9 protein-coding genes are annotated in these 12,382 nt (G+C 35.1%); 7 read left to right on the top strand and 2 right to left on the bottom strand.

The features are described 5' to 3' along the window. Positions 1-37 precede the first annotated feature (37 nt). The 6 genes from purB to purF all read left to right on the top strand — a co-directional run bounded on the left by purB (position 38) and on the right by purF (position 8,966). The gene (gene purB, locus OA86_RS11365; RefSeq protein WP_039353218.1) at positions 38-1,465 is read left to right on the top strand and encodes an adenylosuccinate lyase; all 1,428 of its coding nucleotides are present in this window, start codon (positions 38-40) and stop codon (positions 1,463-1,465) included. Positions 1,466-1,549: 84 nt separating this feature from the next. Next, positions 1,550-5,239: a phosphoribosylformylglycinamidine synthase gene (locus tag OA86_RS11360; protein ID WP_039353215.1), complete on the top strand. Its 3,690-nt coding sequence runs from the start codon at positions 1,550-1,552 to the stop codon at positions 5,237-5,239. 157 nt (positions 5,240-5,396) lie between these two features. Continuing rightward, positions 5,397-6,002, top strand: coding sequence for a SatD family protein (locus OA86_RS11355; RefSeq protein WP_039353212.1), 606 nt, complete (start codon positions 5,397-5,399; stop codon positions 6,000-6,002). Then, positions 6,003-6,704, top strand: a complete 702-nt coding sequence (locus tag OA86_RS11350; RefSeq protein WP_039353209.1) for a DUF3307 domain-containing protein — start codon at positions 6,003-6,005, stop codon at positions 6,702-6,704. A gap of 28 nt (positions 6,705-6,732) precedes the next feature. Beyond that, on the top strand, positions 6,733-7,452 hold the full coding sequence (purC, locus tag OA86_RS11345) for a phosphoribosylaminoimidazolesuccinocarboxamide synthase (protein WP_039353207.1): 720 nt from the start codon (positions 6,733-6,735) through the stop codon (positions 7,450-7,452). A 23-nt stretch (positions 7,453-7,475) separates the two neighbouring features. Further along, positions 7,476-8,966: an amidophosphoribosyltransferase gene (gene purF / locus OA86_RS11340; RefSeq protein ID WP_039353204.1), complete on the top strand. Its 1,491-nt coding sequence runs from the start codon at positions 7,476-7,478 to the stop codon at positions 8,964-8,966. A gap of 62 nt (positions 8,967-9,028) precedes the next feature. Here the strand turns inward: purF and OA86_RS11335 are convergent, their stop codons facing one another. After that, positions 9,029-9,658 (bottom strand): porin family protein, encoded by a 630-nt coding sequence (locus tag OA86_RS11335; protein WP_039353201.1) that lies wholly within the window; start codon positions 9,656-9,658, stop codon positions 9,029-9,031. A gap of 296 nt (positions 9,659-9,954) precedes the next feature. After that, a complete protein-coding gene (gene aroB / locus OA86_RS11330) occupies positions 9,955-10,995 on the bottom strand; it encodes a 3-dehydroquinate synthase (protein WP_039353199.1) in 1,041 nt (346 codons plus the stop codon). Between the two features lie 89 nt (positions 10,996-11,084). Here aroB and OA86_RS11325 point away from each other — a divergent pair, with 89 nt between their 5' ends. Continuing rightward, complete coding sequence (locus tag OA86_RS11325) at positions 11,085-12,254, top strand: proline dehydrogenase family protein (protein WP_039353197.1); 1,170 nt, start codon at positions 11,085-11,087, stop codon at positions 12,252-12,254. Positions 12,255-12,382 lie beyond the last annotated feature (128 nt).

Below are 12,382 nucleotides of genomic sequence, written 5' to 3'. Positions count from 1 at the left end.
TCTTAAAATATTACTTTTGTGTCCTTAAAGATTGAAAATGAATTCCTACAAAAATCCTCTTGAAGAACGCTATTCTAGTGAAGAAATGCTCTACAATTTCTCCCCTAATAATAAGTTCAGAAATTGGCGAAAACTGTGGATATCACTCGCTGAAATCGAGAAAGATTTAGGACTTGACATTTCCGACGAACAAATCGCTCAACTTAAAGAAAACGCAGAAGATATTGACTATGTCAAAGCTGCGGAATATGAAAAGAAATTTCGTCATGACGTAATGGCGCATGTTCACACGTATGGCGACGCTGCTCCTTTAGCAAAAGGAATTATTCATCTCGGTGCAACTTCGGCTTTTGTTGGAGATAATACAGATCTCATTCAAATGCGCGATGGATTATTACTCATCAGAAAACAATTGGTCAATGTGATGAAAAATTTGGCTGATTTCGCTCTTCAATACAAAGATTTACCAACCTTAGGATTTACCCATTATCAACCGGCACAATTAACAACGGTTGGAAAACGGGCTACTTTGTGGTTGCAGTCATTGGTTTTAGACTTTGAAGAATTAGAATTTTTCCTTGAAACTTTAAGATTTAGAGGGGTAAAAGGAACCACCGGAACTGCCGCAAGTTTTTTAGAGTTATTTGATGGCGATTATTCCAAAGTAAAACATTTAGATAAAGAACTTTCAAAGCGTTTTGGTTTTGATAAAGTATTCGGAGTTTCCGGACAAACTTACGATCGAAAAATTGATGCAAAAGTTGTGGCATTGCTTTCTAACATTGCCCAATCTGCTCATAAATTTACCAATGATTTAAGACTTCTTCAGAATTTAAAAGAAATTGAAGAACCTTTCGAAAAGAATCAAATTGGTTCTTCTGCGATGGCTTACAAACGAAATCCAATGCGTTCGGAAAGAATCGGAGCGTTGGCGAAATTTGTGATGTCACTTTCTACAAGTTCAGCAATGGTCGCTTCTACACAATGGTTTGAAAGAACTTTGGATGATTCTGCCAATAAGCGATTGACAATTCCACAAGCGTTTCTTTCAATTGATGCGATTCTGATGATTTGGAATAATATCATGAACGGAATCGTGGTTTACGAAAATAGAATTCAGAAACATATTATGGAAGAGCTTCCATTTATGGCGACCGAATATATTATTATGGAAGAAGTGAAAGCCGGCGGTGATCGTCAGGAAATTCATGAAACTATTCGCGTTCATTCTATGGAAGCCTCAAAAAAGGTGAAGGAAGAAGGGAAAGAAAACGACTTGCTCGAAAGAATTTTAAATGATCATTCCTTAAAACTTGATAAATCGAAATTGATGGAAGTGCTCGACCCGAAAAACTTCATAGGTTTTGCGCCCATACAAACCGAGGAGTTTATTGAAAATGAAGTCAATCCAATCTTAGAGAAGTACGCCGATTTAATCGGGTTAAAAGCCGACCTTAAAGTATAAATTAATAATGCAGTCTATTTTGGCTGCATTTTTTACTTTGTCAAAGTTTTAAATCTTTGACAAAGTTTATTAATAAAATTGAAAATGAAAAAAAGAATCTTCGTAGAAAAAAAAGGAATTTTCGATGTTGAAAGTCCCAAAGTTTTTAATGAAATAAAAAATATCGTTCCAACAATTAAAGATGTTAAAGTCTATAATGTGTATGATGTTTTCGGTGTTAATGACAAAGAATTTTCAAAAATCATCAACAGTACTTTTGTAGATCCTGTGACCGATACTTTGCATGAAGAGAATCCTGCAAAAAGCATTCATTTCGCGACCGAATATTTGCCTGGACAATATGATCAACGCGCAGATTCAGCGCAACAATGTATTGCCTTACTGACTGAAAATGAGAACGGTAAAGTAAGAAGTGGTAAACTCATTGAACTATTTGGAGTTTCTGAATCTGAAGTAGAAGCAATTAAAAATCATTTGATTAATAAAGTTGAATCGCAGGTTAAAGATTTATCGAAACTTGAAATTCCAGCGGAAGAAACTCCTGATCCGGTTATTATACATGAAGGTTTCAATGATTTCTCTGCGGAAGAATTAAAAGTACTTTATGAAAATCATGGTTTTGCTTTAGATATTGATGATTTAGGCTTTATTCAAACATACTTTAAATCAGAAAATAGAAATCCCACAGAAACAGAACTTAAAGTTTTGGATACTTATTGGAGCGACCATTGCCGACATACGACTTTTGAAACTGAGTTGACTGATATTCAATTTAATGATTCTTTCAAATCGACTTTGCAAACGATTTTTAATGACTATTTAGAAAAGAGAAAGTTTTTAGGTCGGGAATTAAAACCTATCTCTTTGATGGATTTAGCCACAGTTTGTGCGAGATATTTCCACAAAACAGGGAAATTGGAAAACCTTGTTGTTTCTGATGAAATAAATGCCTGTACGATTGAGATCGAAGCCGAATTCGATGGTAAAAAAGAACCGTGGTATTTATTATTTAAAAACGAAACCCATAATCACCCAACTGAAATTGAACCTTTTGGTGGTGCCTCGACTTGTTTGGGTGGCGCAATTCGTGATCCTTTGTCCGGACGTGCTTTTGTGTATCAAGCGATGCGCTTGTCTGGAGCAGCCGATGTTTTAGAACCAATTTCTGAAACTTTAGCGGGAAAACTCCCACAACGAACCATTACGAAGCAAGCAGCAAACGGTTATTCTTCCTACGGAAATCAGATTGGTTTAGCCACGACTTCTGTGAATGAAATTTACCACGATGGCTACAAAGCAAAACGTATGGAAGTTGGTTTCGTCGTTGGTGCCGTTAAAAAAGATTGGGTTAAAAGAGAGCAACCACAAAATGGTGATCTTGTTATTTTATTAGGTGGCGCAACCGGAAGAGACGGTGTTGGTGGTGCAAGTGGAAGTTCTAAAGTTCAGGATGAAACATCGATTCATACTTTGTCAACCGAAGTTCAGAAAGGAAATGCAGTTGAAGAGCGTAAAATTCAAAGACTCTTTAGAAATCCTGAAGTGACGACTTTAATTAAAAAATCGAATGATTTTGGAGCAGGTGGAGTCTCTGTAGCGATTGGCGAAATCGCTGATTCACTGGAAATTAACCTCGATATCTTGCCTTTAAAATACGAAGGTTTAAATGGTACTGAACTTGCGATTTCTGAATCTCAAGAAAGAATGGCCGTTGTTATTGAAGCGAAAGACAAAGAAAAGTTTATCAGATTCTGTGAAAAAGAAAATATAAAAGCTGTTGAAGTTGCGAAAGTAACCGATTCTGGTAGAATGCAAATGTTTTGGCAAGGAAATAAAATCGTTGATTTAAGCCGAGCATTTTTAGATACAAACGGTTGTGCGAAAACTCAGCATGCTGAAGTTTCTCACTTGCAACCTGTTGAAAATCAAATTATAAAGTTCAGTGAAGAAAATTTCTTAAAGATACTTTCCAGTAAAAATGTCGCTTCCCAAAAAGGATTGGCTGAAATGTTCGATGCTTCTGTAGGCGGAACTTCTGTTGCCATGCCATTTGGTGGAAAACATCAGTTGACCGAAATGGAAGGAAGTGTGCAAACGCTGCCTATTTTAAACGCTAAAAACATCGAAACAGTGTCTTTGGCAAGTTGGGGATTTGATGCCGATATATCGTCTCAAAACTCGTTGGTTGGCGCTGCGAATGCTGTAGTTGAAAGTGTTGCTAAGATTGTTGCGATGGGCGGTGATTATAAAAACATCCGTTTGAGTTTCCAGGAATATTTTGAGAAGTTAGGAAATCTGCCGGAGAAGTGGGGGAAACCGTTGGCTTCTTTGCTTGGAGCGTATGATGCGCAAATGAATTTCGAACTGGCCGCGATTGGTGGTAAAGATTCAATGAGTGGAAGTTTCCAGGATATTCACGTTCCTCCCACGTTGATTTCTTTTGCTTGTGCGAACGGAGAAAAGAAAAATATCATTTCACCGGAGTTTAAAAAAGCCGGAAATAAATTATACTTATTCAACCATATTTCACAAGAAAATGGAATGCCGAATTACCAAGATTTGAAAAAGATATTTGATTTTATATTTAAAAATATTAAGTCCAAAAAGATTGTTTCGGTGAAGATCATTAAAGAGGGTGGAGTTGCGGTTGCTTTAGCAAAAATGAGTTTTGGTAATTATCTTGGAGCAGAAATTAATATAGATGAAAATTTACTTTTAACAAAGAATATTGGAGGTTTAATCATAGAAAGTTCAGAGGATTTAGAAAATGATTTACTTCAAGTTATTGGTGAAGTATCAAATTTGAATAAACTGAAAATCAGTAGTTTCGAGTTTAAAATCGAAAAATTACTTGAAGTGTGGGAGTCGACTTTTGAGGAACTTTTTCCAACCAAAGAAAAATCAAAAATAGTTGTTGAAATAGATTCAAAATTGAATTCAATTCAGCCAAGAACGATTCATATCTTAAAGCATCAATTAGCGAAACCAAAAGTTTTTGCACCGATTTTTCCGGGAACGAATTGTGAATATGAAACACAAAATGCCTTTAGAAAAGAAGGTGCTGAAGTTTCAGGATTGCCATTAATTAATTTGAATCATCAACTTTTAAATGAAAGTTTGGATGCCTGGATTTCGGAAATTAATCAGTCTCAAATCTTGGTTTTATCGGGTGGATTTTCTGCTGGAGATGAACCCGACGGGTCTGCAAAATTCATCGTCAATGTTTTAAAAAATGAAAAGATGAAAAATGCAGTTCATCAATTATTAGAACGCGACGGAATGATTCTCGGAATCTGTAATGGTTTTCAGGCTTTGGTAAAATCTGGTTTGTTGCCTTATGGTGAGATTCGGGATTTAGATGCAGATTCGCCGACTTTAGCACACAATGCAATCGGTCGTCATATTTCGCAAATGGTGGATGTGAAAGTAGTCAACGATGATTCTCCTTGGTTAAAAGGGATGAGAGATCAGGTTTATACAATTCCGATCTCACATGGTGAAGGACGGTTTATGGCTTCAGAAAAAGTGATTCAGGAATTGTATGAGAATGGACAGATTGCTTCACAATATATTGACCACGATGGAAACATCGCACACGGAATGCCGTTCAATCCTAACAACTCCTTATTCGGAATTGAAGGAATTACTTCTAAATCTGGAAAAATATTTGGCAGAATGGGTCATGCGGAACGGTATTCTGAAGGTTTAATGAAAAATATTCCAACTGCTAATTATCATAATATTTTTAAAAACGGTGTTGAATATTTTAAGTAATATTTACTCAAAACATAAACTATAATATAAGTTAATTTGCTTATAATCGAATATTATTAGTAGATTTGATTATATTTTATACTTATCGACAACGGAATTTTATTAGGTGTTTACCTTATATTTTGAATTTATAAGGATTATTGCTTATATTTGTAACATGATCGCGATTATTACAGGAGATATTATTAATTCTCAAAATTCCCAAACAGAATTATGGCTTCCAAAGCTAAAGGATTTATTGGGATCATGGTCTGCTACACCACAAAACTGGGAAGTATATCGCGGTGACGAATTTCAGCTAAAATGCAGTGTTGATGAAGTATTTCACAAAGCATTGTTATTAAAATCGCTCATCCGTAGTTTTGAGAATTTAGATGTTCGTCTTGCAATCGGAATCGGAAATGAAGTTTTTCAATCGGAGAAAATTACTGAATCCAATGGGTCTGCTTATGTGAATTCCGGGCGGTTGTTGACTGAAATTAAATCTCAGGGAAGAACATTAGCGATACAAACAGAAAATGAAAAGGTGAAGCGGGATTTGAACATTCTTTTCAAATGGGCTTCAATCGACTTTGATAACTGGACCGCCGCAACTGCTGAGATTATTCATCAGTTATTGCGAAATCCAGCTTTAACACAGGAAGAACTCGCAAAAGAACTCAATATCACGCAATCTTCAGTAAGTCAGAGAATTAAAAGAGCTAATTTTGAATTGTTACAAGAAACCGATCAATTTTTTAGAAAGAAAATAGCAGAATTATAAATGATTTTCATCCCTCTCATATTGGCACATTTATTAGGAGATTTTATTCTTCAGCCTAATTCTTGGGTAGCTGATAAAGAGCAAAAAAGAGGGGGAAGCATCTATTTATACATTCATATTCTATTGCATACCGTACTTGCCTTCTTATTTTTATGGAATTTTAACTTATGGTGGATTGCTTTAATTATCGGAGTCACTCACTTTTTAATCGATTGGGCAAAATTAAAGTTTCAAGCGCCGAAAACGAAAAGGACCTGGTTTTTTATCGATCAAATCGCACATATATTGGTCATTGTAGCAATATCTATTTTCTATTTTCCCTATTTTAAATGGGAAGATTTCTTTAATCCGGAGAATTTAAAATTGTTCACCGCATTTGTCTTTTTATCGGTTCCATCTTCGATATTGATCAAGACCATTATTTCAATTTGGACGCCCATCACTATAGAACACAGTAAACTACAAACTGAATCTCTCGTAAATGCCGGCAAATATATCGGTATCTTAGAGCGACTTTTGGTATTTGTATTTATTTTAGTAAATCATTGGGAAGGAGTTGGATTTATGATTGCCGCAAAATCGGTTTTCAGATTTAGTGATCTAGCCGAAGCGAAACAGAGAAAACTCACAGAGTATGTACTGATAGGAACTTTGCTAAGTTTTGGTATTGCAGTTCTTACAGGAATTTTAGTAAAAATCTAATAGAAATAAAATTTAATAAAAAGTAAAAATGACAAAAGGAGCAATGCTTTATGAAGGAAAGGCAAAGCAGGTTTTCGAAACCGATAATCCGAATGAGGTGATTGTCCGTTTCAAAGATGATGCAACCGCTTTCAACGCACAAAAAAAAGGAAGTGTAGATCTCAAAGGAGAAATGAACAACGCGATTACCACGCTGATTTTCGAGTATTTAAACACGAAAGGAATCGCGACGCATTTCATCAAGAAATTAGACGAAAGAGAACAACTTGTCAAAAAAGTAAACATTATTCCTTTGGAAATGGTAGTTCGTAACTATTCCGCCGGAAGTATGGCACAGAGACTAGGAGTGGAGGAAGGAATAAAATCTCCCGTCACTATTTTTGATCTTTGTTATAAAAGAGATGATCTTGGAGATCCTCTTATTAATGATCATCACGCCGTTTTCTTAGGTGCAGCAACTTACGACGAACTCGATGAGATGTATGAATTGTCTTCAGATATTAATGATATTCTAATTGAACTTTTTGATCAAATGAATATCATACTTATCGATTTTAAGATTGAACTTGGTAAAGATTCTAACGGTAAAATAATTTTAGCAGATGAAATCTCCCCCGATACATGCAGACTTTGGGATAAAGATACCATGAAGAAACTCGACAAAGACCGTTTTAGAAGAGATTTGGGCGAAGTCACCGAAGCTTATGTTGAGATCTACGAAAGATTAAAAAAAGTATTACATAAATAAATTTTTGTTAGGAAAAGTAAAAAATGAAAGATTTACGCCAACACAGAGAAGATTATTTAAACCAGTTCAAAGAACGACAGTACGGCAGAAATTTGCTCAAAACCGAAGATCCTTTTGATGCTCCTTCCGAGGAATGTGGGATTTTTGGTTTGTATTCTGAGAATGATTTAGATACATTTTCCCTTTCGCAATTTGGTCTTTTTGCCCTTCAACACAGAGGTCAGGAAGCGTGCGGAATTTCTGTTATGAAAAACGGAAAAATTTTTAATATTAAAGATGAAGGTTTGGTTCTCGATGTTTTTAAAGAAATTCGAAATCCAGAAACCTTTATGGGGAATTCTGCCATCGGTCATACAAGATATACGACTGCGGGAGATAAGAAAAAATATAATTTTCAGCCCTTCTTTGCTAAAAATGAATATGATCAGATCATCCTTTCCATCGCACACAACGGTAATTTAACCAACGCAGACCAACTCAAAAAAGAATTGGAAGCAGAAGGTGTTGTCTTTAAAGCAACTTCAGATTCAGAAGTTATTTTGCGATTGATTCAAAAAAATCTTGATCTGGGTTTAAGAGGCGCCATCAAAGCAACTATGGAAAAAATAAAAGGTGCCTATTCCGTTGTTGGAATGACGCGCAATAAATTTTTTGCCTTTCGAGATTTTCACGGAATTCGTCCTTTGGTTTTAGGAGCAATTGATGAGAAAACATTCGTTGCTGCCTCCGAATCTGTTGCTTTAGATGCTGTTGGAGCGCAATATGTGAGAGATATTTTACCGGGAGAAATTGTTTACACGAGTGAAAATGAAACAGGTTTAAAAAGTTTTCTTGTGAGAGAAGACTGTGAAAAAAGGATTTGTGCCTTCGAATATATTTATTTTGCACGTCCGGATTCTATCTTAGAAAATATCAATGTTCACGAAATTCGTGAGAAATCCGGCATGAAGATTTGGGAACAAGCTCCTGTAGAAGCAGATATTGTAATTGGAGTTCCAGATTCTGGTGTTCCTGCTGCAATCGGTTTTTCAATTGCTTCTGGTATTCCATTTCGTCCGGTTTTAATTAAGAACAGATATATTGGCAGAAGTTTCATCGTTCCTTCCCAAGAAATGCGGGAAAGAATTGTCAACTTGAAACTGAATCCTATTGTTTCTGAAATCAAAGGAAAAAGAGTTGTGATCATCGATGATTCTATTGTTCGTGGCACTACTTCAAAACGTTTGGTAAAAATTTTAAAAGATGCAGGAGTGAAGGAAATTCACTTCAGAAGTGTTTCGCCGCCCATTATTGCGCCATGTTATTTAGGAATCGATACACCATCAAAAGATGATCTGATTTCTGCCAATATGAATGTTGAAGAACTTCGACAATATTTGGGTGTTGACTCTTTGGAATTTTTAAGTATGGATAATTTGAAACTAATTTTAGGAAGCTCCAATCATTGTTTTGGTTGTTTTACCGAAAAATATCCTGTTCCGGCAGGACCTAGTCCTGATTACACAGATGAATAAAAAACAAAAGGTTGGGAATAATTTCCCAACCTTTTTTAATAATATATATGAAGTGTTTTTACTTAGAATTTGTAAGCCAATCCTACTTGGAATGTATTGTTTCTAATCGCATCAGAACCACTTGGTCTGTTTTTCGCAACATCAGTTAAACCTGCAACATATCTTGCTGTTAAGCCTACTTTTGGTGTGAAATAATAACCTGCACCAATACCTAAACCTAAGTTAAATCCGTTGATATTGTCTTTGTAGTTATCTGATTCTGCAACGGTTTCCCCTGTAGTTTCATTTTTCACTTTGTCTTTTGCACTTACAGATAAACCGAATTCCGGACCTGCTTCTAAATAGAATGCTGGAGTTGCATTATATTGAAACATTACAGGCAATGCGATATAATCGAAATGGGTAGAAGACGAAAATTCTTGGTTTACGATTCCACCACTTGTTATAACTGGAGCCGTGAAATTTCCTTTCGCACCATATTGAGTATAAAGTAACTCAGGCTGGATGCTAAAGTTAGATCCCAATGGAGCGTTCATAAAAACTCCTGCATTGAAACCGATTTTAGATTTTTGATCGCTTAATGAAGCGTCTTTAGACAAAGAGGATACATTCATTCCTGCTTTGATACCGAATTGTTGTGCAAAGGTCAAAGAACTTATTGCTACTGCTGCACCTAAAAATAACTTTTTCATAATCTTAAATTTTTCTAATTAATTTTACGTTTCTAATAATTTGATTTTTTCCTCATTAATAATTGAAATTATTTAATTTCTAAATTGATAAAATCCTCGTTACTATTGCGTTTTATTTTTGTTTTACGAGTGGAGTACTTTCAAATGCTGTGCCAAAACAATACATAATAAAAAAAAATTAAACAATGGTTTAAATAATACACATTTTAATTACCTTTAAATCAGTTATTTATGATAAAATAAAAATTCCCACACAATATTTGTATGGGAATGAAGTTTAGCAGTTTAATTACTTTTTATGGCATATTTTGATAATAAAGCAATGAGTTTTTTATGTTTTCAGCAGGGACAGAACAATTAAAAATTGAATTTCCTATCTCGGTTAATAAAGAAAAATTAATATTTCCGTGAGAGTTCTTTTTATCATTTTTCATTAGATTTAAAATTTCTTCTCCTGAAAATGCGCTTACATTGATGTGAGGGAAGAATTTTCGAAGGTTAGAAATAATGGTATCTGATGTTTCTTCTGAAATCAAATCCTGCAACATCGAAATTCTCGTTTCACAAATCATTCCTAAAGCAACCGCTTCACCATGCATGATCGGTTTTCCTTTTAATAAGAATAAACTTTCTAAAGCGTGACCAATTGTGTGACCAAAGTTTAGAGTTTTACGAATATTTTGTTCTGCAAAATCCTGTTCAACCACGTTTTGTTTAATCTTCATCGACGTTTCAATGAAAGGAAAAACATTTTCTGGAGTTAAATTTTGAATTGAAATTAAATCATTCCAATGCTTTTCATCGGTAATTAAACCATGTTTCAGCATTTCAGCAAAACCACTGCGAAGTTCCTCAAATGGTAGCGTATTCAAAAATTCCGGAAAAACAAAAATTGCTTCCGGATGTGCAAATGTTCCAATAATATTTTTTAAAAATTGATGGTCAATTCCGGTTTTCCCGCCAATAGAAGCATCGCACATTCCCAAAAGAGTCGTCGGAATATTGATAAAAGGAATTCCTCTTTTGTACGTTGAAGCGATAAATCCGCCCATATCGGTAATTACGCCACCTCCTAAATTAATCATTAAAGCTTTCCGGTCCGTTTCAAATTCGGTCAAAATTTCCCACAGTTGAGTCGCTGTTTCCAAAGTTTTCAATTCTTCGCCGGCTTCAATTTCAATAATTTCAAATGGAATCTCGGTTTCTAAATTTTCCAGAAGTGTTGGAAGGCAATATTCATGAGTGTTTTCATCAACCAGAATTAAAAGTTGAGTCGGTTTTAACTGCGTAAGAAAATCGTTGAGTTGGGAGAAATCCTGATCTAAAATTGATATCATTAAACTGAAATTTATCACAAAATTAAACTTTAATTTAGTTTTATCAATTCATAGAGTTACATTAAATTTGTTGCACTTTAATAATTATCATGAGTATTTTCAATAACACGCAAATTGCCTTTGCAGACAAAACTGATTCTCAACTCAAAAAAGCATTTTGGATGTTCAAAGCCATTGAGCAACCGCTTATTACGAATGTTGGAATTTCTGCACTCAATTTTACAGTGAAAAATAATTTCCCTTTCGTTACCGATATTGTGAAGAAAACTTTGTTCGAGCAGTTTTGCGGGGGCGAAACTCATGAAGAAAGCATGAAAGTGGTGAAACAAATGTTTAAGCATCATGTCGGAAGTATTTTTGATTACGCCATCGAAGGAAAAGCAGAAGAAAAGGTTTTTGATGATACGTGCACAGAAATTAAGCAAAATATCAAATTTGCAGAAGGAAATCCGGCGATTCCTTTTGTAGTGTTTAAACCAACAGGTTTCGGAAGAATTGAAATTTACGAAGAACTTGGTAAAAATGTAGAATTAACCACTTCTCAAAAAGAAGAATGGGCGAGAGTTGTACGAAGATTTGAAGAAGTTTGTCAAATGGCTTTCGACAGAAATGTTGTATTGATGATCGATGCCGAAGAAACCTGGATGCAGGATTCCACCGATAATTTGGTGAATGAGATGATGGAAAAATTCAACAAGCAAAAAGCCATCGTTTGGAATACCATTCAAATGTACAGAACCGGGAGATTAGAATATCTTGCGAAGGATTTAGCAAGAGCCAAGGAGAAAAATTATTTCCTCGGTTACAAATTCGTTCGTGGCGCTTACATGGAAAAGGAAAGAGCGCGTGCTTCTGCGATGAAATATCCTGATCCGATTCAGCCAACCAAACAAGCTTCCGACGATAATTATAACGCTGCCGTGGATTTTGTCTTAAAGAATTTAGATAAAGTTTCCGGATTTTTCGGAACACACAACGAAAAATCTACCGAACTCGTGATGGATAAAATGAAAGCGATGGGATTGCCACACGATCACGCGCAAGTTCATTTTGGTCAATTGTACGGAATGAGCGATAATATTACCTACTATTTAGGAGCAGAAAAATACAACGTTTGCAAATACCTTCCGTACGGTCCGGTAAAAGATGTCGTTCCTTATTTGACGAGGAGAGCGCAGGAAAATACTTCTGTTGCAGGACAAACAGGACGAGAATTAGGTTTAATTCAAAAAGAATTAGACAGAAGAAAAGGTAAATAATTTTAAGATTAAATTCTTTATTTTGAATTTTTTAAATTGTAGATATAAATAGAAACGGGCTTTAGCCCGTTTTTTAATGGAAGAAATGCAATTGGCTTTAGCCGAAATTTATTTCTAAATTTGTAAAT

The sequence above is a fragment of the Kaistella jeonii genome, assembly GCF_000812865.1.
GTDB lineage: Bacteria > Bacteroidota > Bacteroidia > Flavobacteriales > Weeksellaceae > Kaistella > Kaistella jeonii.
The sequence above is the reverse complement of the archived record's forward strand: the minus strand, read 5'-3'. Positions and strand labels throughout refer to the sequence as shown.